Below are 24,825 nucleotides of genomic sequence, written 5' to 3'. Positions count from 1 at the left end.
TGATGTCGATGCCGATTATTCTGGCGATTGATGAAGGAACCACCAATGCGAAAGCCATCGCGGTAGATACGGCTGGGCAAATTCTGGCGAAATCATCGGTGCCATTACAGTTGGACCACCCTAAACCCGGCTGGGCAGAGCAGGACCCGCTGGCTATCTGGCATGCGGTTGCGCAAGCAATAGAAGGCTGCCTGAGCCAATTAGCGGGGGCGCGGATTGCTGGCGTGGCTATCAGCAATCAACGCGAATCGGTACTGATTTGGGAACGTGAAACGGGAGTCCCATTAACGCAAGTCGTGAGTTGGCAATGTCGCCGCTCTGAGGCGTTCTGTCAGGCGTTAAGTCAGTTACCCGAAGCGGCCATTATCGCCGAGCGTACTGGCTTGCAGATTGATCCCTTGTTCCCTGCCGCCAAAATCCACGGCCTGCTTGCTGACATCCCACGGGGTGTTGAGCGGGCGGCTCACGGCGAATTGTGCGTCGGGACCATTGATTGCTGGCTGACTTGGCAACTCACGGGGGGACAAAGTTTCTCTACCGACTTTTCCAACGCGGCGCGTACTCAACTGTTTAATATCCATTTGGGGCAATGGGACCCTGATCTGCTGGCGTTATTTGGTATTCCAAGTCTTTGCTTGCCAGCAGTGTTGCCCTCGGCGGCGATTCACGGACACACCGGAAATACCGGTATTTTCGGTTTACCTCAGGGTGTCCCGATTGTGGCGCAAATTGGCGATTCACATGCAGCGCTGTATGGGCAAGGCGGTGACCGTGCCGGTGAAATCAAGGCCACTTATGGCACCGGTTCTTCCTTGATGACGACAATCAAACAAGCCGTCACACAGAATCATGGTCTGAGTACCACCATTGCGTGGCACGACGGCGAGTTACGTTATGCCCTTGAAGGCAATATCACGCATACCGGCTCCGGTGTGGCATGGGTTTCACGCATGCTGGGCATCACCGATTTCGCTCGCCTCACTGACATGGCGCAAAGCCAATCGGGTAATCAAGGGGTTTACTTCGTCCCAGCGTTATCGGGGTTAGGTGCACCTTATTGGGACAGTCAAGCGCGGGGAATGTTTTGTGGCCTGACCGATGCGACGACACCGGCAGTGCTCGCGCGCGCAGGATTAGAATCCATCGCTTATCAAATCGCGGATGTCTTTTTTGCCATGGAGCGGGCAGGGAATCATCGCCTTGAACGGCTGCGAGTCGATGGTGGTGCTACCAGCAACCACTGGCTGATGCAATTTCAAGCCGATTTATTGCAACGCACATTAATACGCAATCACACCGCAGAAGTGTCCGCATTGGGGGCGGCTTATTTAGGCGGGAAAACCCTTGGCTGGTGGCAGGACAGCCAGCAACTCGCGGCGCTCCCCCGCGAAGTGGAATACATCGAACCGCGCGCTCAAAGTGCGGAGATGCAAGATAACTATAGCCTCTGGCAAACGGCCATCGCGCGTGCGCGTTTTCAGCCGAAATAACCCACACTAGGAGTCAGCATATGTCAGCAATACCTCGTCAGTTAACTTTCGCGGTGATTATCGGCAATCGGGGTTTCTTTCCAAGTTATCTGGTCGCCGATGCGCGCCGTGATGCACAGGCGCTGTTTGAAAGATTAGGTATCAACATCATTATGCTCAATGAAGAGCAAACACCGCTGGGCGGCGTCGAAAACTGGCGGGACGCTAAAGTTTGTGCTGATTTGTTCCGCCAGCACAGTGAAGAGATCCACGGTGTGGTTGTGATTCTGCCTAACTTTGGCGATGAAAAAAGTGTCTCTGATGCTATCCGCCTGTCTGGCCTGAAAGTCCCCGTCTTGGTACAAGCAGAAGAAGATGCCCTAGACAAAATGGGATTGGCGACTCGCCGTGATAGTTTCTGCGGTAAAATTTCTCTGTGTAATAACCTGCGCCAATATGGCATTCCGTTCACCCTGACTAAACAGCATGTTTGTAGCCTGAACAGTGAGGTGTTCAGTCAGGATGTCGAGCAATTCGTGCAGTTGTGCCGTGTGGTTCACGCCATGAAACGGGTACGTGTTGGGGCTATCGGTGCGCGTCCGACTAACTTTAATACGGTGCGCTACAGCGAAAAGTTATTAGAGAATTTGGGGATTACAGTTGAAACCCTCGATTTATCTGAAGTGTTCTTCCGCGTCGCTAATCTCAGCGATGACGATATCCGTGTCGGGGAAAAATTGGCGCTATTAAAAGCCAATGGTGACACCCGCGCGATCCCACAAGATAAGCTGCACACCATGGCGAAGCTGTTCGTGGTCATCAGCGAATGGATTATCGCCAATGATATCGATACGACCGCGATGCAGTGTTGGACCTCGTTGCAACAGAATTTGGGGATCAACGTCTGCTCAATCATGAGCGTGATGTCGGGGCAGTTGATGCCAAGTGCTTGTGAGGTTGATGTGATGGGGGCGCTGTCGATGTATGCGCTAGCCAGTAGTTCGCTGGCACCGGCATCTATTGCTGACTGGAATAACAATTTTGGCGCTGAACGCGATAAATGCGTACTTTTCCACTGTGGTAACTTTGCCAGCGAAAGTTTGGAGAGCTCAACCATGGGGACGGCCGATATTATCGGTACAACGGTGGGTTGCGAGAATACCTGTGGGGCCGTCCATGGCCGCATGAAATCGGGTCCATTGACCTATTTCCGTCTCTCGTCTGATGATTTTACGGGGCAGGTACGGGCTTATGTGGGTGAGGGGCGTTCGGTCAGTGATGAGCTGGATACTGTGGGCTGCCGTGCCGTGGTGGAAGTGCCGCAACTGGAAAGTTTACTCACGCATATCTGTAACAACGGTTTTGAGCACCACGTGGCAATGAATCATTCTGCGACAGCTCAAGTGCTCCAAGAAGCCTTCAGTAAGTATTTGGGGATTGATTGCTACTGGCATGGCAAGTAAGGGCAAGGGCGCGAAACTGAAAGGTTAATTTACAGGGATTACGCAATAGCGCACCAAGGAGGGTGCGGCTATTCAGTAGGCGCTATTGAGTTGAGTGGACCGTTCTTTATTGGACTACAGCAAGCTCTCGGCTGTGACGCGATCGGTAATCAAAACATCAATATAATGGCCGGTGAGTGCACCGCGAATCGCCGCGCTTTTTCCTATTCCTCCAGCGAGTGCCACGACGCGTGGGCAAGCACGTAATTGCGGTAGAGACATGCCGATCACCGGATCTTCTTCGTCACTGAGAACGGCATTGCCCGCAGCATCAAAATAATGCAGACATAAATCCCCCACGGCGCCCCGTTCTGCCAGTAATTTAAGCATCTCTTCATGGTAATAGTTGCCCGAGTTTTTCAGCAACTGTGATGGCTCCAAATCACCAATCCCTACCAAGGCCAGATCAACTTCAGCAAATTTATTGACCACATCGGCAACTTCGCCGCTGGAGATAAGGCGTGCGCGGTCTTCGGTCGAGCGTTCAATGCTTTGTGCGGGGAGCAAGTAGGCCGGGCAATTTAAGATATTGGCTAAGGCTTGCGTTAATAAGGTGGCTTGCACGTTACCGTTCGGGCCTACGCCACCTAACAACTGAATCACACCGCTGGTTTTAATGTTAAGGGGGTGCAGATTATCGACCATCGCCCGAATAGTGCTGCTCCATGAGGAAATACCCACCATGTCATTGGGTCGAATACTGGTTTGCATGTAGTGGGCAGCCGCAGAGCCAATAGCCTGTTTTAACTGGGCGGGGCTGGCGTCATCAGCGACATCAACCACAATGGCCTGATCGATGCCGTAACGCTTTTGAATTTGCGATTCGATGCCAATAAACATATTGGGGGGTTGGATGACGCTGATTTTCACGACGCCTTCTTTGACGCAGCGGGTTATCGCGCGGGAGACGAAAGACTGAGACAAATGCAGGCTATCAGCAATCTCAGATTGCTTCATGCCTTCGGTGTAATACAGCGTCGCTATTTTCACCAATAACCGTTGTTCATCTTGTCTCGACATGGTTCCATCCCGCTAAATACCTGAGTCGGTATTTTTATTCAAAGCCGAATAAATAACAAGCAGTACCGAATTGTCACTTATCGACGCGGCAATCTGCAATCTGCAATCTGCAATCTGCAATCTGCAATCTGCAATCTGCAATCTTTACACTGTTTCGAGCCTGTTATCTGTCAGTACCTATGCTTACGAATTCAGAGGCTTGATAACGACCCTGACATCCATCAATAAAGACCACTACACCTCATTCATGGGGATCAACACACCTCTATCACGGCTCGAGGTCTTGCGCTTTACTTGTCCCAGCAACGGAATTGTTTTCCGATTCTTCAGTGATATCAGGTTGATCGAGCGGCGGCATGACATCGTGAATCATCTGTTCGTCAAAGCTGGGGTTCAGTGCGGGAGACAGTGGCGAACTGACGAGGCTATCGGGTATGGCCATGTGTGGCAGTGGCGCATCGTTAACAAACTCATCTTGATCTTGCTTCACGGTTCGACTGAGCGCGATTAAGCCCAAACCACACAGAGCAAAGAATGCGTACAGAATATTGCCCCCTAGCGGCGCAATCAGGGCACCAACAGCAAGTGGGCCGATACTGGCACCGACACCGAATGACATCAGTAAACATGCTGCCAGTGACACTCGCCGCTCTGGCGCAATAAGGTCATTCGCCAACGCGACGACCAGTGGATACAGCGTAAACTGCAGCATACTGACGATAAAACCCAGCACGAGCAGGAAATGAAATGCAATATGTGGCACCAGTGCTAGGGGGAGGGCGGTTAACGCTAACAATAACGCATTAATTCTGATCAATAACGTCCGGTTATAGCGATCGGATAACCAACTGAGTGGTAGTTGGGCCACTAAACCGGCAAAAATAGATAACGCCATAAACAGCCCGGTCTCTTGTGTTGATAGCGATTGTAGACTGGCGTAGACCGGTGCTAACCCATAAAACGAACCGACGATCATGCCCACCACTAAGGTTGACGCCAGTATTTTAGGAATTGAATGGATAAAAAATCTCAACTCCATGGGGGCTGGAGACATTTGCTGAGCATTGCTGCGAGTGGTGAGTGCGACAGGGACCAGACAAAGGGCAAAAAATAGCGCGATAATCATTAATGTGCTCAACCCTAACTCAGGCTGAAGCATTAAGACCACCTGACCTAATGCCATACCGGCGTAGGTCGCAGCCATATAAAAGCCAAATACTTTTCCGCGCTGACTAGATTCTGCCTGATCGTTAAGCCAGCTTTCCAGTACCATAAACTGGCACATCATACACAGGCCAATAATCAAGCGTAGAACGACCCATGCCGGGATATATTCGGTCAGCCCGTGAGTCAGCACAGCAGCAGTGATAATACCGGCACAAGCCACATAGGCACGGATATGGCCCACCCGAGCTATCAAGAAGTGACCGACTTTGCCGCCGATCACCAAACCAATATAGTTTGCGGCAATGATTGCCCCGATCAATGCCCCTGAGACATGGATAGCTGTCAAACGCAGCGAGATATACGTCGTCAGCAAACCAGAGCCAAGTAACATCAATACGGTCGCACTATAGAGAGGGAAGAAGGCGTTAAGAATTTTTTTCACTGTCACGTCCTTAGTTCATCATCCCGAAAAAGCTCATCATCCCGAAAAAATGACCGGCACCACAGATGTCGCCAACGGGAACCCTTTGTTTTGATACTAACAGCTGAGACCCTGAGGTAAAGCTTTGTCCCGAAAAGTACTTTTTTTCTTTATCTCCTGCGAAGTGTTTCGCATATCTGACAGCAGTTGTCGTTTGGGGCTAAAGAAGTGCTACTATCGGCGGCGATAGATTTAATGACTGCGGGGGCAACAATGAGCAAAACACAACTACGCCAACTCAGTATTGCAGTCGGTGATAAGTTGAAAGCGCGTGGCGCTTGGGTGACTTGTGCTGAATCTTGTACCGGCGGCTGGGTGGCTAAAGCGCTGACGGATATAGCAGGCAGCTCAGCATACTTTGACCGTGGCTTCGTCACTTACAGCAATGCCGCAAAACATGATTTGCTGGGTGTCGATGAAACCACGTTGGCAAATTATGGTGCGGTGAGTGAACCCGTGGTACGAGAGATGGCGCAAGGCGCATTAAGTGCTGCCAATGCAGATTTTTCAGTATCGATCAGCGGTATTGCGGGGCCAGAGGGTGGCAGCGTAGATAAACCGGTGGGGACAGTCTGGTTTGCTTTTGCCACGCGTGAAGGGCAGATTGAGGCGCATAAACAGGTTTTTTCTGGCGATCGTGATGCCGTGAGACTGCAAGCGACTGTTTTTGCACTACAAACACTGCTTAATGATTTTCTGTAAAAATAGGCTTGATACTGTATGATTGTACAGTATAATTAGCGTTAATTTCCTGTACAAAACAATATTCAGTGGTGATGGTTGGGGCAACCCTAGCATCCCAGAGAGGGAGTAAAAATGGCTATTGATGAGAATAAACAAAAGGCGTTAGCAGCAGCACTGGGCCAAATTGAAAAACAATTCGGCAAAGGCTCTATTATGCGTCTTGGCGAAGACCGCTCAATGGATGTTGAAACCATTTCTACTGGTTCACTTTCTCTTGATATCGCATTGGGGGCGGGTGGCTTACCAATGGGGCGTATTGTTGAGATTTACGGGCCTGAATCCTCAGGTAAAACGACGCTGACATTGCAGGTTATCGCTGCTGCACAGCGTGAAGGTAAAACCTGTGCATTTATCGATGCAGAGCATGCGCTTGATCCAATTTATGCCAAAAAATTGGGCGTAGATATCGATAACCTATTGTGTTCTCAGCCAGATACCGGCGAGCAAGCATTGGAAATCTGTGATGCATTGACCCGCTCAGGTGCCGTTGACGTTATCATCGTTGACTCCGTGGCTGCATTGACGCCAAAAGCTGAAATTGAAGGCGAAATTGGTGACTCTCACATGGGTCTGGCAGCGCGCATGATGAGCCAGGCGATGCGTAAATTGGCCGGTAACCTGAAGAATGCCAATACATTACTGATCTTCATTAACCAGATTCGTATGAAAATCGGCGTGATGTTTGGTAACCCTGAAACCACAACCGGTGGTAACGCGCTTAAATTTTACGCTTCTGTTCGTTTGGATATCCGCCGCATTGGTGCCGTCAAAGACGGTGACGTGGTAGTGGGTAGTGAGACTCGCGTCAAAGTGGTGAAGAACAAAATTGCTGCGCCATTTAAGCAAGCTGAATTCCAGATCCTGTACGGCGAAGGCATCAACATTAACGGCGAGCTGGTTGATTTGGGCGTTAAGCACAAACTGATCGAGAAAGCGGGCGCATGGTATAGCTATAACGGTGACAAGATTGGTCAGGGTAAAGCGAATGCCAGCAACTATCTAAAAGAAAACCCAGCGGTTGCTGCGGAGTTAGATAAAAAGTTGCGTGAACTGTTGCTCAACGGCGGTAACGGTGAACAAGCTGTTGCCACCGCAACAATTGCTGACGAGACGGATGAAACCAGCGAAGAGTTTTAATTCGTAGGTTTAACGGCATCAGTAAGTTGAATAGTTAACAAATGGCCCAATCTCTGGGCCATTTCAGTCTCTAGTGGTATAAAGCAGTCTTCCCCATCCCCGCATTCACACTCAAGACAACAAACCACCGCTATTTCAATCAGTCAGTGATTAGGGTAAATGAGAGTTACTAACACAGCTGCCACTTCAAGTAAGAAGGGTATTACCCAAAGTAATTGGAGTGACAGCAAGGCAGCAAACGAATAAATCCCGATGAGCTGACACCCGTCAGTGATTCGGGTGAATGAGAGTAGCTAACGCAGCTGCCACTTCAAGTAAGAAGGGTATATGAATGACCTACTAAATCGTGCCATGAGACTCCTCTCCTTGCGCGATCACAGCGAAGCTGAACTACGACGAAAACTTGCGATACAGCCATTTTCAGCAAAAGGAAATTGGGGTAAACGCACAACCAGTGACAACGCCAAACTCGCTGACGAGATTGACCCAAAAGTTATCGATCAAGTTATTGCCTATTGCTACCAACATGATTGGTTAGACGATGCGCGCTTTGCGACCCAGTATATTAATAGTCGCAGTCGCAAAGGATATGGCCCGCAACGTATCCGCTCAGAATTGATGCAAAAAGGGGTCGATAAAGATAAAATTCAGACCGCTTTTGAAATCAGTGAAATCGACTGGTGTATCCTCGCAAAAGAAGTCGCACAACGTAAATTTAGTGAAACTTTACCGGTTGAATGGAAAGAAAAGGCCAAAGTTCAGCGTTATCTTCTCTATCGCGGCTTCTTCCAAGAAGAAATTCAGTCGATTTACAATGATTTTGGCGAATGAATGCACGCGGGATTTTACTTCCCCTCGAAGAAAATTTATCTTATTCCCACTTTTTGTTCGTGAGCTTACACATCGTGTTGCCCATAATCGGTACGCGATAGCGTTCACGGACTATTCTTTTAGCTTGTTTCCGGGACAATTATGAGCAAGAGCACCGCTGAGATTCGTCAAGCGTTTCTCGATTTCTTCCATAGCAAGGGACATCAGGTTGTATCAAGCAGCTCTTTGGTCCCTAATAATGACCCTACGCTGTTGTTTACCAATGCCGGGATGAACCAGTTTAAGGATGTATTCCTAGGTTTGGATAAACGGGCCTATTCCCGTGCGACGACATCTCAGCGCTGTGTACGAGCGGGTGGTAAGCATAACGACCTAGAAAACGTCGGTTACACCGCGCGTCATCACACTTTCTTCGAAATGTTAGGTAATTTCAGCTTTGGTGATTACTTCAAGCATGACGCTATCAGTTTTGCTTGGGAGTTATTAACCGGTGAGCAGTGGTTTAATTTACCTAAAGAGAAACTTTGGGTCACTGTTTATGAAACTGACGATGAAGCGCATGAAATTTGGGCTAACGACGTAGGAATACCTCGCGAACGTATCATCCGTATCGGTGACAACAAAGGTGGCGCTTTTGCCTCAGATAACTTCTGGCAAATGGGCGATACCGGCCCTTGTGGCCCATGTACAGAGATTTTCTTTGACCATGGCGATCACATTTGGGGGGGCCCTCCAGGCTCAGCAGAAGAAGACGGCGACCGTTACATTGAGATCTGGAACATCGTCTTCATGCAGTTCAACCGGCAGTCAGATGGCACCATGTTGCCATTACCGAAACCGTCAGTTGATACCGGTATGGGGCTTGAGCGTATTGCCGCGGTATTGCAGCATGTTAACTCTAACTACGATATTGACCTGTTCCGTGATTTGATTGCTGCGGTAGCTGAAGTCACTGGTGCTACCGATCTTTCAAGTAAGTCACTGCGTGTTATCGCGGACCATATCCGTTCTTGTGCCTTCTTGATTTCCGATGGTGTGATCCCATCAAATGAGAACCGTGGCTATGTCTTACGCCGCATCATTCGCCGTGCAATTCGTCATGGCAATATGCTGGGCGCAAAAGAGACATTCTTCTATAAATTGGTTGCGCCACTGATTGCCGTAATGGGATCTGCTGCGGATGAATTAAAGCAGCAACAGGCCATGGTTGAGCAAGTCCTGAAAACTGAAGAAGAGCAGTTTGCACGGACATTAGAACGTGGTTTGACGCTGCTGGATGAAGAGCTCAGCAAATTAACTGGTGACACCCTCGATGGTGAAACTGCCTTCCGCTTATATGACACCTATGGCTTCCCGGTTGATTTAACCGCAGATGTCTGTCGTGAACGTAATCTTAAAGTGGATGAAGCCGGCTTTGAACAAGCGATGGAAGCTCAGCGCCGTCGTGCTCGTGAGTCTAGTGGTTTTGGCGCAGATTATAACAGCTTGATCCGTGTTGATAGCGCCAGCCAATTCTCCGGTTATGACCATGTTCATCAGCAAGCAACGGTTACCGCTTTGTTCCGCAATGGTGAATCAGTCGATGAAATCCATGAAGGCGAAGAAGCGGTTGTCGTACTGAATCAAACACCATTCTACGGTGAGTCTGGTGGGCAGGTCGGTGATACTGGTGAGCTGAAAAATTCGACCGCCACCTTTGCCGTCGCTGACACTCAAAAATATGGTCAAGCCATTGGGCATTTGGGGAAATTAACTCAAGGCACATTACGGGTTAACCACAGTATTGATGCTCAGGTTGATACTACTCGTCGTAACCGTATTCGTCTGAACCACTCAGCAACGCATTTACTGCATGCAGCATTACGCAAAACGCTCGGTGAGCATGTTGCGCAGAAAGGCTCTTTAGTGAATGACAAGTATCTGCGTTTCGACTTCTCGCATTTTGAAGCGATGAAGCCAGAACAAATTCGCTTGGTTGAAGATTTGGTTAACGAACAAATTCGCCGTAACTTGCCAATCCAAACTGAAGTGATGGAACTGGATGCGGCGAAAGAAAAAGGCGCGATGGCCTTGTTTGGTGAGAAGTACGATGATCAAGTGCGAGTCTTGAGCATGGGTGACTTCTCAACTGAACTTTGTGGTGGCATTCACGCCAGTCGTACCGGTGATATTGGCTTGTTCCGCATATTGTCAGAGTCTGGCACGGCTGCGGGTATTCGCCGTATTGAAGCTGTCACGGGTGAAGGCGCAATTGCACTGTTGCATCAGCAAAGTGACTTGCTTGAGGATGTTGCTCATCTGGTTAAGGGTGATACTCATAACCTGGCCGATAAAGTCCGTGCGGTGCTCGATCGCAGCAAAATGCTTGAGCGCGAGCTACAGCAACTCAAAGATCAGCAGGCGGCTCAGGAGAGTGCATCACTGTCATCCAGTGCAAAACTGGTTAATGGTGTGAAACTTCTGGTTAGCCAACTGGATAACGTTGAGCCAAAAATGCTGCGTACTATGGTTGATGATCTTAAGAATCAGCTAGGTTCGGCTATTATCGTGCTGGCAACAATAGCAGATGATAAGGTCAGCCTGATTGTTGGCGTCACCAAAGACCTAACGGGTAAAGTGAAAGCAGGTGAGTTAATCGCAGATATCGCCCAACAGGTAGGCGGTAAAGGCGGTGGACGCCCTGATATGGCTCAAGCAGGCGGTACGGATGTGCAAGCATTGCCATCAGCATTAGCCAGCGTAGAGGCATGGGTAGCATCTCGCTTATAAGCAAAATAATGATCGACTAAATCAATACGCCATATCACTGTGTTGGATATGGCGTTTTTCAATTTTCCTGTCATAGTTCGATAACAAAGTTAAACGCAAAGTTGTTTGCTTCAGCTAAACTTGCATTAGGTATTAGTTAAAGACTCGACCAAGCTACTTACATTTTATGTGAATGTGATAGCTTACGTTTTCACGGTGTATGATGGATAATGGCGGGGAAACTGAGAGACCCGACTCTTTTAATTTTTCAAGGAGCAAAGAATGCTTATTCTGACTCGTCGAGTTGGTGAAACACTCATGATTGGCGATGAGGTTACGGTTACTGTATTAGGAGTTAAAGGCAACCAAGTTCGAATTGGTGTAAATGCTCCGAAAGAAGTTTCTGTTCACCGTGAAGAAATCTACCAGCGCATCCAAGCAGAAAAGTCTCAACCGACGACTTACTGATTTTGAAGCAGCGTCTCGTGTTTCACGAGGCGCTACTGCTGTTTACTCCCCCCGTTCTGATGCTTTACTCCCTTTTTGTGTTTATCTTCTCGTTATCATTCCTTTTCTCGCTCCATTTAGTGAGCAATACGGATAATTTTATTTTTTATCCATGCCGCATGCATTTCAATAAACGCTATCTTGTCTGTTGATAAAACACTCTTTTAGCCGTCAAACTAGTCATGTTGCGTGCGAATTGTGCAAATGGACGTGAGTTGGGAAAAATTGTTTGACTTATAAGTGCGGGAAAGTAATATGTGCGCCACGCAGTGCCGATGAGCTTCTTCAAAAGCAAGTTAGGCACAATTCGAAAGAAGCGTATGGTGAGGTGGCCGAGAGGCTGAAGGCGCTCCCCTGCTAAGGGAGTATACGGTCAAAAGCTGTATCGAGGGTTCGAATCCCTCCCTCACCGCCATTTACTATGCACCCATAGCTCAGCTGGATAGAGTACTCGGCTACGAACCGAGCGGTCGGAAGTTCGAATCTTCCTGGGTGCACCATATTTTGCAGTATGGTGAAATAGTCAAATGAACATCAGGTAGTGTCAAAGAATTAATTGCACCCATAGCTCAGCTGGATAGAGTACTCGGCTACGAACCGAGCGGTCGGAAGTTCGAATCTTCCTGGGTGCACCATCTTCTAGGTCATACATCTTGTTGTTAAGTTTCACTCGCTGAAACGCCTCCGTAAAAACAGAAATAAAAATCGCACCCATAGCTCAGCTGGATAGAGTACTCGGCTACGAACCGAGCGGTCGGAAGTTCGAATCTTCCTGGGTGCACCATATTAAGAAACCTCGCTACGGCGGGGTTTTTGCTTTCTGAGCTTCGTATCGCTCAACTGTTTGAAATCATTTAACTCTCCTATCCTGCTACCTACTATCAAACCCACTGTTTTACCTAAAATAAATACGGCAACCCGACAATGAAAATGACTTTTTCTTCATAAAATTCATGTGATTATACAGTGAGCGACAATTTAGTTAGTTTGCGATAAAGTAGCTTTTCATTTTCTCCTTGGTCGTGGGGTCACGATGTACGATCATTATGATGGCCTGATTTTTGATATGGATGGCACCATACTGGATACAGAGTCCACGCATCGTCAGGCATGGCGTCAAGTATTATCACCTTATGGGATGCATTTCGACGAACAAGCCATGGTCGCTTTAAATGGTTCACCTACTTGGCAGATTGCTCGTGTCATTATCGCGAACCATCAGTCAGATCTGGATCCCCATGTACTGGCTGCGGAAAAAACTGCGCTGGTAAGAACGATGCTTTTGGATAATGTGAAGCCTCTACCGCTCATAGACGTGGTTAAAGCCTATCATGGGCGTAAACCTATGGCTGTGGGGACAGGAAGCGAACACGCGATGGCTGAGATGCTTTTACGGCATCTGGGGCTACGTGACTATTTCGATGTGATTGTTGGCGCAGATGATGTCACCCAACATAAACCAGAGCCTGAGACATTCTTGCGTTGCGCGCAATTGCTTGGCGTACGTCCGGAACAATGCGTGGTCTTTGAAGATGCTGACTTCGGCGTTGAGGCAGCGAAAAGGGCGAAGATGGCAATAGTTGATGTGCGCCTACTGTGAGTAGTACGCTAGCGATTGCTTCATTGTTTGGGAGTAGTTTTCTCAGCGCGACGCTCTTACCCGGAAATTCTGAAATTCTGTTAGTCACCCTATTAACCGCGGGCAGTGCACCCGCCATGATGCTGGTGTTATCTGCCACCGTCGGGAACACCTTAGGGGGGCTAACAAATGTTGTTATAGGCCGTTTATTACCGGAATTAAAGCCACAACGTGGGATGAGCACAGCACTTGGCTGGCTTCAACGTTTTGGCCCAGCAGCTTTGCTGCTGAGTTGGCTACCGATAGTGGGCGATTTGATGTGTGTGTTGGCAGGCTGGTTGCGTATGCCCTGGGGTCTTGTGGCTTTTTTCCTGTGTTTGGGAAAAGCGGTGCGTTATATCGTGTTAACGATAGTGACGCTGCAAGGCATTGCTTGGTGGCAGTAAAGAGTATGATAAACGTACATAGTCATCTCTATGCAGCTTCAGTATGCTGGCGAGTTATGGTTTTCAAGAGCGGGAGGTCGATTTGATCCCGGATGTATCAAACGCGCTAACTTGGTTGGAAGCGCACCCTAAAGCCCTAAAAGGGATCCGTCGCGGTATCGAGCGGGAAACATTGAGAGTGACTGCCGATGGCCAATTAGCCTCGACGGGCCACCCAGAATCCTTGGGTGCCGCACTTACACATCAATGGATTACCACTGATTTTGCTGAGGCATTACTGGAATTCATCACACCGGTTGATGGTGATATTGACCATCTGCTGACATTTTTACGTGATATACACCGTTATACAGCACGTAAATTGGGTGATGAGCGTATGTGGCCACTCAGCATGCCTTGCTTTATCGGCGCTGAGCAGGATATTGAACTCGCTAAATATGGCTCTTCTAATATTGGTCGCTTTAAAACGCTTTACCGTGAGGGTTTAAAAAACCGATACGGTGCGTTGATGCAAACGATTTCAGGTGTGCACTATAACTTCTCCTTGCCGCTGGAGTTCTGGCAGGCATGGGCGGGTGTCACCGATGAAAAAAGCGGTAAAGAAGAAATTTCAGCAGGCTATTTCCGCCTAATTCGAAACTACTACCGCTTTGGTTGGGTCATTCCTTATCTCTTTGGTGCATCACCCGCGATTTGCTCATCATTCCTGCAAGGGCGTGAAACCGCGTTGCCATTTGAACGTAATGATAAAGGGATGTGCTATCTACCTTACGCCACCTCATTACGGTTGAGTGACTTGGGGTATACCAATAAATCGCAAAGCAACTTGGGGATTACATTTAATGATCTTAATACCTATGTTGCTGCGCTGAAACGTGCGATTAAAACACCTTCAGAAGAGTATGCAGCGCTGGGGCTGAAAGATGGTGATCGTCATCTGCAACTGAATACCAATGTATTACAGATTGAAAATGAGCTGTATGCCCCTATCCGGCCTAAGCGGGTAACTCGTGCGGACGAGTCGCCTTCTGATGCGCTCTTGCGTGGTGGCATTGAATACATCGAAGTACGCTCACTGGACATTAACCCCTTCTCACCGATTGGTGTGGATGCGGTTCAAGCACGTTTCCTCGATCTATTCCTGATTTGGTGTGTGCTGGCTGATGCGCCTGAAATGAGCAGTGATGAGTTACTGTGTACTCGCAAAAACTGGAATCGAGTCATTTTGGAAGGGCGTAAGCCTGGGCAAACGATCGGCATGGGATGTAACGATACCCGTGAGCCACTGGAAAAAGTCGGCAAAGATCTGTTTGCGGATTTACGCCGCGTTGCAGAAGTATTGGACGGTAAAGAGAGTACGCAATATCAACAGGTTTGTGACGAATTAGTCGCATTCTTTGATGACCCGAGCCTGACATTCTCTGCACGTATTTTGCAAGCGATGAAAGACGGTGGCATTGGTGGTGTTGGCCTTGATTTAGCTGAGCACTATAGAACAATGCTGCAAAGTGAGCCTTTGGAATTGCTGACAGAAGAGCAGTTGGCCGAAGAAGGTGAAGCATCATGGCAACGTCAACGTGAGCTGGAACTGAAAGATAAGCTAAGCTTTGAAGAGTATTTGGTGTTGCACGGCGGCCAGTAAAAAGAAAAGGCCACATAACTTCTGTGGCCAAATTAACATCTCTGGTAAAACAGGGATGATGATAACAAATGCGCGTCTTTCACATATTAAGACGCGAGGGATAGAAAAAAGTTTCACTGGTTGCGAAAAAAGATCGAATAAAAATTACTTTTTTTATGAGGAGGTGACTAAATGCCATTATTGGATAGCTTTACCGTAGATCATACCATTATGAAAGCACCGGCAGTGCGTGTTGCTAAGACGATGAAAACCCCTCATGGCGACGAGATAACGGTATTTGATTTACGCTTCTGCGTGCCAAACAAGGAAGTGATGCCAGAGCGTGGGATTCATACGCTGGAACATCTGTTCGCTGGTTTCATGCGTAACCATCTTAATGGTAACGGTGTTGAGATTATCGATATCTCGCCGATGGGATGCCGTACCGGTTTTTATATGAGCCTGATTGGTACGCCGGATGAGCAACGGGTCGCGGATGCTTGGAAAGCGGCGATGGCCGATGTGCTGAAAGTAACTGATCAACGGAAGATCCCTGAACTGAATGAATATCAGTGCGGGACTTATCATATGCACTCGTTGGAAGAAGCGCAGGAAATTGCCAAAGGTATTATTGACCGTGGTGTTCGTATTAATCACAACGAAGAATTGGCATTGCCGAAAGAAAAACTGACTGAGTTGCATATCTAGTCTTCAGTCAATGTTGGTTTGATCGTGAGTTTCACGATGTGAAAAGACGCTGAAAAGCGTCTTTTTTATGGATATCAAAACTCGTGCTGCGCGCTTACTCTGCGTTGTTTATAGAACGGAATGCTCTTGATGAACAATCGGTTTTACCCTGACACGCTTAATCATATTTTCTTGTACATCCAGCACATCAATTAAATAGTGACCTATATGTACTTGGGCGCCAACTTGTGGAATATCTTCCAGTGCTTCCAATATCATGCCATTGATTGTGCGAGCATCGACGGGCAACGACCAGTTAAAGGCTTTATTAAGTTCTCGTACGCTGGCACTACCATCAATTAATACTGAACCATCACTTTGCGGGTTAACTTCTTCGGCAAGTGTCGGGGACATTGATGTCGTGAAGTCACCGACGATCTCCTCCAAAATATCTTCAACAGTAACCAACCCTTGAATATCGCCATACTCATCGACAATCATGCCGACTTTCTCTTTATTCCGCTGGAACTTCACCAACTGCACATTTAACGGTGTTCCTTCAGGAATAAAGTAAATTTCATCTGCTGCTCGCAGCAGATTTTCTTTGTTGAATTCTTTCTTTTCCGTCATGAGTCGGTAGGCTTCTCGCACTCGCAGCATGCCAATCGCATCATCTAACGATTGACGATATAACACGATACGCCCATGGGGGGAGTGGGTGAGCTGACGCATGATTGATTTCCAGTCATCATTGATATCAATACCAACCACCTCATTACGGGGAACCATAATGTCACCCACCGTGACTTTTTCCAGATCAAGTACGGATATCAACATATCTTGATTACGGCGAGAGATTTGGGATTGGGATTCATTCACGATGCTGCGTAATTCATCTTTGCTGACCGCATCACTGCTGTGCACATTTCCACGTATGCCACACAAGCGCATCAGCCCACGAGTGATGGTATTGAGCAACCATACCAGTGGCAGCATGATTTTCTGGAGAGGAGCTAGCAGAACACTACTGGGGAACGCAACACGTTCAGGATAAAGTGCTGCAATGGTTTTTGGCATCACTTCGGCGAAAATGAGTACCACAAAGGTCAATACCCCTGTCGCGATGGCAACCCCTGCATTTCCGTATAATCGGATACCGACAATCGTTGCAAGTGCTGAGGCCAGAATATTGACCAGATTATTACCAATCAACACTAAACTAATTAAGCGGTCAGGACGGCGCAGTAGTTTCTCAACTCGGCGAGCGGCGCGGTTACCTTGCTTAGACAAGTGGCGCAGACGATAACGATTAAGCGTCATCATGCCGGTTTCAGAAGCAGAAAAATATGCCGAAACCACGACCATGACGACAAGAATAATGATCAGCGTGCTAGTTGAAACATGATCCAACACAGTGTTCCTTTATGACGATAGGGACCCTGCAGGTCAAAGAGGGTCATGAACGATGGGTTAAGATAATAATTAAGGAACCATGATTTCCTGAACTAGGCGGCTGCCGAAATAAGCGAGTGTCAGGAGGAATGCACCTGCAAAACTAAACCAAATCACCCTACGCCCACGCCAGCCTTCATGGTAATGGCCCCACAATAAAACAATATAAACAAACCAAGCCATGATCGATAACACCGCTTTATGAACATTTTCTTTGCTGAATATGTCGTCCATGTAGAGCAAGCCAGTGCACAGCGTTAAAGTAAGCAACACGACGCCAATCTGAGTTATGTGGAACATTTTACGCTCAATACTCATTAATGGTGGCATGTCGCCATTAAAGGTCACTTTCTTATTTTTTAACTGGTAATCAAGCCAAGCCAATTGCAGGGCGTAAAGTGCTGCAATGATCAGTGTTGCGTAAGCAAAAAGTGCCAGCCCAATATGGATAAATATTGTTGGGCTCGTTTCGAGGTGGGTAATAAACTCACCAGGCAGTAAGCTGGCGAGCGCCAGATTGATCATGGCAAAACTATAAACAATCGGCAGCAGGAACCAACCCCGACCCTGCGAGGCGACGATGGTCATGATTGAACAGATCATCAACCCGACGATCGAACCGATATTTAACAAAGTGAGGTTTTGACCACCCCCAACATCAAATATCTGATGCTTCAGTGCAATAGCGTGGCACACTAGCGCTACGACAGCAGAAATCAGCGCTAACCGACGGTAAGCACTGTTTTTTTGCACCAGACTTGGGACAATCAAGCCCAAACTGAGTGAATAAGCGATCAAAGCCAAAATAGAGAACACGGGCATAGCGTTATATGAACATCGGCTAAGTGAATAATATTGCCAGTATAGCGTTGAGCGCGTCTCGCTCCAACCGTTCTCCGACGAGAGGGCAGAGATCGTTTAAGCTTCGTGTTATAATCCCCCCATTGTGTCGCCCGAGCGGCCTGTTTCCACGTTGAGTATGAGCCAATGTTTGAGAACTTAACTGATCGATTGTCGCGCACATTGCGCAATATCAGCGGCCGTGGCCGGCTGACAGAAGAAAATATTAAAGAAACGCTACGTGAAGTGCGCATGGCGTTACTGGAAGCTGACGTTGCTCTACCGGTTGTTCGTGATTTTATCAACCGGGTAAAAGAGCGTGCTGTTGGTCACGAGGTGAATAAAAGCCTTACGCCAGGGCAGGAATTCGTCAAAATAGTTAAAAATGAACTTATTGCCGCGATGGGCGAGGTCAATAACGAACTGAATCTGGCTGCGCAACCGCCAGCAGTGGTGTTAATGGCGGGTCTGCAAGGTGCGGGTAAAACCACCAGTGTGGCCAAGCTCGGTAAGTTCCTGAAAGAAAAGCACAAGAAGAAAGTACTCGTGGTGTCTGCCGACGTTTATCGCCCTGCGGCGATCAAGCAGTTGGAAACCTTGGCGCAACAGGTTGGAATTGATTTCTTCCCGTCTGATGTAAAAGAAAAGCCGATTGAAATTGTTAATCGTGCCCTCCAGCAGGCGAAGCTTAAGTTCTATGATGTCCTGATTGTCGATACCGCCGGTCGTTTACACGTCGATGAAGCGATGATGGACGAAATCAAACAAGTTCATGCCGCGATTAATCCGGTTGAAACCTTGTTTGTCGTTGATGCCATGACCGGCCAAGATGCTGCCAACACGGCAAAAGCTTTCAATGAAGCATTGCCCCTCACTGGTGTGGTACTGACCAAAGTTGATGGTGATGCCCGTGGTGGTGCTGCTTTATCCATTCGCCATATTACCGGCAAGCCGATTAAATTCCTTGGCGTCGGTGAGAAAACTGAAGCGCTAGAGGCGTTTCACCCTGATCGCGTGGCTTCCCGTATTTTGGGGATGGGCGATGTTATCTCTCTGATTGAAGATATTGAAAGCAAAGTTGACCGCGCTCAGGCGGAAAAACTGGCGACCAAGCTTAAGAAAGGCGACGGCTTCGATCTCAATGACTTCCTCGACCAACTCAAGCAAATGCGTAACATGGGTGGTATGGCCAGCATGTTAAGTAAAATGCCGGGCGCAGGTCAGTTGCCAGATAACGTAAAATCGCAAATGGATGACAAAGTGACCGTGCGCATGGAGGCCATCATCAATTCGATGACGCTGAAAGAGCGCGCTAAGCCAGAAATCATCAAGGGTTCGCGTAAGCGCCGTATTGCCACCGGTTCGGGAGTGCAGGTGCAGGACGTGAACCGCCTGCTTAAGCAATTCGACGAAATGCAGCGCATGATGAAGAAAATGAAAAATGGCGGGTTGGCCAAGATGATGCGTGGCATGAAAGGCATGATGCCACCGGGTTTCCCAGGCCGCTAAGCGTTATATTGCTCTGTGGGTCCACCAGAGTGATATGAGCAAAGATTTCCCGCTGAAAACAGTGGTAAACGAAGAAAATAGTACTCATTACAAAACTAGCGCGCAGGAATCTACGCTTTAGATTGCTTTTTGCGCCAAAATGAGTAAAATTTTCGGGCTTTTTATATTGCAACTGGACCCCGTTCCCCGATGGGGTCCAGTTGTTTTATTAACTAAAGAGGATGTTATGGTAACAATTCGTTTGGCTCGTGGCGGCGCTAAAAAGCGTCCGTTCTATCAAGTAGTAGTGACCGACAGCCGTAATGCTCGTGACGGTCGTTTTATCGAACGTGTAGGCTTCTTTAACCCGATCGCATCTGGTCAAGCTGAAGCTCTGCGTTTAGACCTGGACCGTATCGAACATTGGGTCGGCCTGGGTGCTACCGTTTCTGATCGCGTATCTGCGCTGATCAAAGACGCTAAGAAAGCAGCTTAATCTGTCGCGGTGGTGGTTATTATGAGCAAGCAACTCAATCCAGTGGTTCCCGATGAGCCGATTGTACTCGGTAAAATGGGTTCGACTTACGGCATTCGCGGTTGGCTCAGAGTATTTTCATCCACCGAGAACGCCGAAAGCATTTTCGATTACCAGCCGTGGTTTATCCAGCAGGCCGGTAAGTGGCAGCATGTCGAGTTGGAAGACTGGAAGCGCCACAGTCAGGATCTGATCATCAAAGTTAAAGGTGTTGATGATCGTGATGCCGCGAATCTACTGACTAATTGCGAAATTATCGTAGATTCAAAACAACTGCCCGCATTAGATGGGGATGATTACTACTGGAAAGACCTTATGGGCTGTCAGGTAGTAACAACCGCAGGTTACGAACTGGGGAAAATCATCGATATGATGGAAACCGGTTCTAACGATGTGATGGTCGTGAAGGCAAACCTGAAAGATGCATTCGGTATGAAGGAGCGGTTGGTCCCGTTTCTTCATGGGCAGGTTATCAAGAATGTCGATCTCACTGCTCAACGTGTTGAAGTAGATTGGGATCCTGGTTTTTGACCTCCGAATTAAACGGCAATGATGAGTGGAACAAAACAATGTGGATCGGTGTTATTAGCCTATTTCCAGAGATGTTCCGCGCAATAACCGATTACGGGGTGACTGGCCGGGCAGTAAAAAATGGCCTGCTGAGCGTGCAGTGTTGGAGTCCGCGTGACTTCACCTACGATCGGCATCGTACCGTGGATGACCGCCCTTATGGTGGTGGCCCGGGAATGTTGATGATGGTGCAACCGCTAAGGGAAGCCATTCATGCAGCAAAAGCAGCGGCAGGCGAGGGAGCAAAGGTGATTTATCTGTCACCTCAAGGGCGCAAACTGGACCAACAGGGCGTTTGCGAACTGGCGATGAACCCGAAAATGATTCTGGTTTGTGGCCGGTACGAAGGAGTGGATGAGCGCGTAATCAAAACCGAAATTGATGAAGAATGGTCAATCGGTGATTACGTTCTCAGTGGTGGTGAGCTACCAGCAATGACGTTGATCGATTCAGTCTCCCGACTTATTCCGGGTGTGCTGGGTCATCAAGCCTCAGCAGAGGAAGATTCTTTTTCTGATGGTTTGCTGGATTGCCCACACTACACTCGGCCTGAGGTGTTAGAAGGAATGGAAGTTCCGCCAGTATTACTGTCGGGCAACCATGCCGAGATTCGTCGCTGGCGCTTAAAGCAGTCGCTGGGCCGTACCTGGCTTAGAAGACCTGAACTTCTAGAAAGCCTAGCTCTGACTGACGAGCAAATGGTGTTGCTGGCTGAGTTCCAACGGGAACATAAGCCCTGAGCAACAGAACTATGAAAGGAACATTGCACTCAGTGCCAATTTTCCTGATATATCAGTTTACCTAGGGTAAGAGACTTATTATGAGCAATATTATCAAGCAAATCGAACAAGAGCAGATGAAACAGGACGTACCTGCGTTCCGTCCGGGTGATTCCGTGGAAGTTAAGGTATGGGTTGTTGAAGGTGCTAAAAAGCGTCTGCAGGCATTCGAGGGCGTGGTTATCGCTATTCGTAACCGCGGTCTGCATTCTGCGTTCACCGTTCGTAAAATTTCCAACGGCGAAGGTGTTGAGCGTGTATTCCAAACTCACTCCCCAGTAATCGACAGCATTACTGTGAAACGTCGTGGTGCCGTTCGTCAAGCGAAACTGTACTATCTGCGTGAGCGTACTGGTAAGTCTGCTCGTATCAAAGAGCGTCTTAACCGCGTTAACTAAGGTATAGCTCAGGCTTCATCCAAAAGTTAATAGTGATAAAGGGGTTAGCCATATGCTAACCCCTTTTTTATTGACTTTATCGCGAGACCGCGAGCGCTATTGCGCGATAAATAGTTGTGGGATAGGGAAGAAACGAGAGGGAACTAGCGTGGCATGACACCACGCTAAAATTGATTTTGAGTAATATAGATTTTGAGCTAATTACAGGCCGTAGACCAATGTGACAGACGTTGTGGTGTCAGTGTTTTTTGGCGCACTGGCAGGGGGCTTGGTGTTGTAGGTCACGATATAAGCTAAGCGCAGCGCGAAGCTTTTATTGATGGCGACATTCAACGCGGTCTCTGAGTTTAGCGTCGTTTCTTCGTTCGCTAATGCTGAAACCCCTTCACTGAATACTGTGTTATCCGTTAACTGATAAGTATAGTTTGCACCGCCATAAGCCAATGCTTTAGTCGCGCGTCCACCTTCGTAAAATTCATCATGGCGAACACCCGGACCAAATTCCACTCGCAGGTTATGCAGTGGCGTGGTCATGATCTGGCGACCATAACCTGTGGTCAATACAGAGCGGGAATCAAAACCGTTATAACGATCATTTAACCAACTCGCTTGGCCAAATAAATAATTGCTATCAGTCAGATTATAACGAGTACGTGCACCTAGCTGATAACGTTCAGAGGAACGCTGATCATTCGCACTGGTGTTACGTGCTGCTCCCCATAAGCTATAGGCCGTATTGGGCTGGAACCACGTTAATGTTGAGTTAGCGGTCAGTGTTGAGTTAGTCGTATTTCCTGACTGAGCGGTATAACCTGCCTCAACTGTCCCATCGAAGCTCTTTTTGGCTGTGGCTGGATCGTCTAAGGCAGTGAAGACAGTCGCGTCAGCAAGTACAGAAAGGCTGACGAGAGATAAAGCGAGTGTGCTGATATGGAACGGCAACGCCCTGGTATGACGCGAAGAAAACATAATAAGTCCATGGTGAAAAAAATGATGTTTGTGATGCGGCCCGCATTGTAGCAGTTGTGATCCAACTTATTCAGAAGATATTTCAGATTGAATAATTAATTATAATAAGGTGGTTTTAATGACGAGTTCATTCTTAAAATTTAGTAAAAAGCACAATGTAGAGTTTTGAATGAGCTTATTGACGCCATTAAAATAGCGCCTCTGCTGGTTGGGATTTTTCTGCCATATAAATAAAGAGACCAGAAATATTAACTGGTCTCTTTGCACATCATCAGTAAAAACTTTATGTCGTGATTACATAAAAGTCGTGACTAACAAGTAACCGGTGATACATGAGCAGATAACACCGATAAGCCCTGGAATGATGAAGCTATGGTTAATAATGAATTTACCAATCTTAGTCGTACCGGAGCGGTCAAAACCGATACAAGCCAGATCACTTGGGTAGGTTGGAAGCACAAAGTACCCATATGCAGCAGGGAAGAATGCGATCAGCATTTTAGGCTCCACTCCGAGTTGCAAACCCATTGGTGCGATTGCTGCTAGCGCTGCAGCCTGGCTATTCACAAGTTTGGAAACGAGGAAGAGAACAATGGCGTAGGTCCATGGTTGGCTTTTTACCACATCTTCCAATACTAACTTCAAATCTCCCATATGAGCTTGGAAGAAGGTATCACTCATCCAGGCAACACCGAATACTGAGAAGATGGCGACCATACCGGCTTTGAACACCGCACCGTTAGAAATATCGCTAGGTTTTACTTTACAGCCAATAAGAATCACTGCACCGGCAATCAGCATCATCATCTGAATAACCAGATTCATCGACAGTGCTTGCATCTTACCTTTAACTTCAAAGGCAGGACGTAGGTCAGCAAAGGCACCTAGCATCACCACGATGGCAATCGCGACGAAGAATATCCAAGTAGACCAATAAGCTTGCTTCGGAAAAACTTGGTTTAAAAGTGTATCTGTGGAGCCGTAAATGAAGGCGCGTTGCTCTGGATCTTTGATTTTCTCTTGAAAATCGGGATCTTTATCCAGATCTTTACCGCGGCGTAAGCTCCACAGTGCCGCCATCAATACACCAACTAATGAAGCAGGGACTGATACCGCTAGAATTTCCAAAATGCTATACGCATGACCGATACCGTGATTGGCCCCTATAATTGATACCAATGACACCACTGCGACCGAAACGGGAGAAGCCGTAATAGCCATTTGTGAAGCAACAGAGGCAACAGCCATTGGCCGCTCTGGCCGAATACCTTTCTTAATCGCAATATCTGAAATAATAGGGAACATGGTATAAACAACATGCCCTGTACCGCATAAGAAGGTTAATGACCAGGTTGTGAATGGAGCTAGCAGCGTAATATGCTGAGGATGACGACGTAATAATCGCTCAGCAAATTGCATCATGACATTTAATCCACCCGCAGTTTGTAATACAGACGCACAGCCAATGACAGCTAATATTGTCAGCATCACATCAACAGGGGGTTTACCGGGTTCCAGGCCAAAAATAAAGGTTAGAATAAATAAGCCGATGCCGCTTATTAACCCCAACCCCATACCGCCATAGCGTGTACCCACCAATAAGCATAGAATTATAATTATAAATTGTAGTGTTATCATAATATTACCTTGCTTCCAACATGAATAGAATTCGGTTGTGTATTCACTGGTTTTAAGCAATGAGTAAGGCTCTTACTTCATTTTCTCTATCAGAGCACAGATCGCATTGATTAAAACTTGGTTAATATCAAGGGAGTATTGTTTAGTTATGTAATTAATTAAATCTGCGACCTGTCTCTATTTTTATGTCAGACCAGACTTTTCTAATTAATTAAAG

The 24,825-nt window shown here is 47.6% G+C and carries 22 protein-coding genes and 4 tRNA genes; 20 read left to right on the top strand and 6 right to left on the bottom strand.

Annotation, left to right across the window (positions count from 1 at the left end; translation table 11 throughout):
• The first annotated feature begins 2 nt into the window (after positions 1 to 2).
• The gene (locus tag DA391_RS17640; RefSeq protein ID WP_049604683.1) at positions 3 to 1,490 is read left to right on the top strand and encodes an FGGY family carbohydrate kinase; all 1,488 of its coding nucleotides are present in this window, start codon (positions 3 to 5) and stop codon (positions 1,488 to 1,490) included.
• A 20-nt stretch (positions 1,491 to 1,510) separates the two neighbouring features.
• Positions 1,511 to 2,932, top strand: coding sequence for an L-fucose/L-arabinose isomerase family protein (locus DA391_RS17635; RefSeq protein ID WP_019210891.1), 1,422 nt, complete (start codon positions 1,511 to 1,513; stop codon positions 2,930 to 2,932).
• 114 nt (positions 2,933 to 3,046) lie between these two features.
• Here DA391_RS17635 and DA391_RS17630 read toward each other — a convergent pair whose 3' ends face one another.
• Entirely contained in the window at positions 3,047 to 3,991 is a 945-nt protein-coding gene (locus tag DA391_RS17630; protein ID WP_050080401.1) for a sugar-binding transcriptional regulator, read from the bottom strand.
• A 268-nt stretch (positions 3,992 to 4,259) separates the two neighbouring features.
• Positions 4,260 to 5,600, bottom strand: a complete 1,341-nt coding sequence (locus DA391_RS17625) for an MFS transporter (RefSeq protein WP_050080402.1) — start codon at positions 5,598 to 5,600, stop codon at positions 4,260 to 4,262.
• Between the two features lie 252 nt (positions 5,601 to 5,852).
• On the opposite strand from DA391_RS17625, the gene pncC reads away from it, so the two are divergent.
• The 13 genes from pncC to luxS all read left to right on the top strand — a co-directional run bounded on the left by pncC (position 5,853) and on the right by luxS (position 15,960).
• On the top strand, positions 5,853 to 6,341 hold the full coding sequence (pncC, locus tag DA391_RS17620) for a nicotinamide-nucleotide amidase (protein WP_050080404.1): 489 nt from the start codon (positions 5,853 to 5,855) through the stop codon (positions 6,339 to 6,341).
• A gap of 114 nt (positions 6,342 to 6,455) precedes the next feature.
• The gene (gene recA / locus DA391_RS17615) at positions 6,456 to 7,520 is read left to right on the top strand and encodes a recombinase RecA (RefSeq protein WP_049604679.1); all 1,065 of its coding nucleotides are present in this window, start codon (positions 6,456 to 6,458) and stop codon (positions 7,518 to 7,520) included.
• Between the two features lie 327 nt (positions 7,521 to 7,847).
• Positions 7,848 to 8,351: a recombination regulator RecX gene (recX, locus tag DA391_RS17610; protein WP_057650393.1), complete on the top strand. Its 504-nt coding sequence runs from the start codon at positions 7,848 to 7,850 to the stop codon at positions 8,349 to 8,351.
• Between the two features lie 141 nt (positions 8,352 to 8,492).
• A complete protein-coding gene (gene alaS / locus DA391_RS17605; RefSeq protein WP_050285924.1) occupies positions 8,493 to 11,120 on the top strand; it encodes an alanine--tRNA ligase in 2,628 nt (875 codons plus the stop codon).
• Between the two features lie 261 nt (positions 11,121 to 11,381).
• Complete coding sequence (gene csrA / locus DA391_RS17600; RefSeq protein WP_002209449.1) at positions 11,382 to 11,567, top strand: carbon storage regulator CsrA; 186 nt, start codon at positions 11,382 to 11,384, stop codon at positions 11,565 to 11,567.
• 361 nt (positions 11,568 to 11,928) lie between these two features.
• Positions 11,929 to 12,021 (top strand) — tRNA-Ser (locus tag DA391_RS17595).
• Positions 12,022 to 12,029: 8 nt separating this feature from the next.
• Positions 12,030 to 12,106 (top strand) — tRNA-Arg (locus DA391_RS17590).
• A 58-nt stretch (positions 12,107 to 12,164) separates the two neighbouring features.
• Positions 12,165 to 12,241, top strand: a tRNA-Arg gene (locus DA391_RS17585).
• Between the two features lie 72 nt (positions 12,242 to 12,313).
• Positions 12,314 to 12,390 (top strand) — tRNA-Arg (locus DA391_RS17580).
• 249 nt (positions 12,391 to 12,639) lie between these two features.
• Positions 12,640 to 13,206 carry a fructose-1-phosphate/6-phosphogluconate phosphatase gene (gene yqaB / locus DA391_RS17575; protein ID WP_050080408.1) on the top strand — a complete coding sequence of 189 codons (567 nt, stop codon included), beginning with the start codon at positions 12,640 to 12,642 and terminating at the stop codon, positions 13,204 to 13,206.
• Complete coding sequence (locus tag DA391_RS17570; RefSeq protein ID WP_050080409.1) at positions 13,203 to 13,631, top strand: YqaA family protein; 429 nt, start codon at positions 13,203 to 13,205, stop codon at positions 13,629 to 13,631. Before yqaB ends, DA391_RS17570 begins: the two co-directional genes overlap by 4 nt.
• Positions 13,632 to 13,674: 43 nt before the next feature.
• Positions 13,675 to 15,273 (top strand): glutamate--cysteine ligase, encoded by a 1,599-nt coding sequence (gshA, locus tag DA391_RS17565; RefSeq protein ID WP_172440366.1) that lies wholly within the window; start codon positions 13,675 to 13,677, stop codon positions 15,271 to 15,273.
• Between the two features lie 171 nt (positions 15,274 to 15,444).
• On the top strand, positions 15,445 to 15,960 hold the full coding sequence (gene luxS / locus DA391_RS17560) for an S-ribosylhomocysteine lyase (RefSeq protein ID WP_004877244.1): 516 nt from the start codon (positions 15,445 to 15,447) through the stop codon (positions 15,958 to 15,960).
• 108 nt (positions 15,961 to 16,068) lie between these two features.
• Here the strand turns inward: luxS and DA391_RS17555 are convergent, their stop codons facing one another.
• Both DA391_RS17555 and DA391_RS17550 read right to left on the bottom strand, forming a co-directional pair.
• Positions 16,069 to 17,349, bottom strand: coding sequence for an HlyC/CorC family transporter (locus DA391_RS17555; protein WP_167311359.1), 1,281 nt, complete (start codon positions 17,347 to 17,349; stop codon positions 16,069 to 16,071).
• A gap of 72 nt (positions 17,350 to 17,421) precedes the next feature.
• On the bottom strand, positions 17,422 to 18,213 hold the full coding sequence (locus tag DA391_RS17550) for a cytochrome C assembly family protein (RefSeq protein WP_019210880.1): 792 nt from the start codon (positions 18,211 to 18,213) through the stop codon (positions 17,422 to 17,424).
• 165 nt (positions 18,214 to 18,378) lie between these two features.
• Here DA391_RS17550 and ffh point away from each other — a divergent pair, with 165 nt between their 5' ends.
• From ffh to rplS, 5 genes are all read left to right on the top strand, one after another.
• Positions 18,379 to 19,740: a signal recognition particle protein gene (gene ffh / locus DA391_RS17545; protein ID WP_050080411.1), complete on the top strand. Its 1,362-nt coding sequence runs from the start codon at positions 18,379 to 18,381 to the stop codon at positions 19,738 to 19,740.
• Between the two features lie 226 nt (positions 19,741 to 19,966).
• Complete coding sequence (gene rpsP, locus DA391_RS17535) at positions 19,967 to 20,215, top strand: 30S ribosomal protein S16 (protein ID WP_004712517.1); 249 nt, start codon at positions 19,967 to 19,969, stop codon at positions 20,213 to 20,215.
• A 21-nt stretch (positions 20,216 to 20,236) separates the two neighbouring features.
• A complete protein-coding gene (rimM, locus tag DA391_RS17530; RefSeq protein WP_019210877.1) occupies positions 20,237 to 20,785 on the top strand; it encodes a ribosome maturation factor RimM in 549 nt (182 codons plus the stop codon).
• A 38-nt stretch (positions 20,786 to 20,823) separates the two neighbouring features.
• Entirely contained in the window at positions 20,824 to 21,564 is a 741-nt protein-coding gene (gene trmD, locus DA391_RS17525) for a tRNA (guanosine(37)-N1)-methyltransferase TrmD (protein ID WP_050080412.1), read from the top strand.
• A gap of 80 nt (positions 21,565 to 21,644) precedes the next feature.
• Positions 21,645 to 22,001, top strand: coding sequence for a 50S ribosomal protein L19 (gene rplS / locus DA391_RS17520; RefSeq protein WP_019210875.1), 357 nt, complete (start codon positions 21,645 to 21,647; stop codon positions 21,999 to 22,001).
• 201 nt (positions 22,002 to 22,202) lie between these two features.
• On the opposite strand, the gene DA391_RS17515 is transcribed toward rplS, so the two are convergent.
• Together DA391_RS17515 and DA391_RS17510 are read right to left on the bottom strand one after the other, a co-directional pair.
• Entirely contained in the window at positions 22,203 to 22,970 is a 768-nt protein-coding gene (locus DA391_RS17515; protein WP_019210873.1) for a DUF481 domain-containing protein, read from the bottom strand.
• Between the two features lie 294 nt (positions 22,971 to 23,264).
• On the bottom strand, positions 23,265 to 24,608 hold the full coding sequence (locus DA391_RS17510; RefSeq protein ID WP_049604673.1) for an anaerobic C4-dicarboxylate transporter: 1,344 nt from the start codon (positions 24,606 to 24,608) through the stop codon (positions 23,265 to 23,267).
• Positions 24,609 to 24,825: the final 217 nt, after the last annotated feature.

The sequence above is a fragment of the Yersinia massiliensis genome (assembly GCF_003048255.1).
Lineage (GTDB): Bacteria > Pseudomonadota > Gammaproteobacteria > Enterobacterales > Enterobacteriaceae > Yersinia > Yersinia massiliensis_A.
The sequence above is the reverse complement of the archived record's forward strand: the minus strand, read 5'-3'. Positions and strand labels throughout refer to the sequence as shown.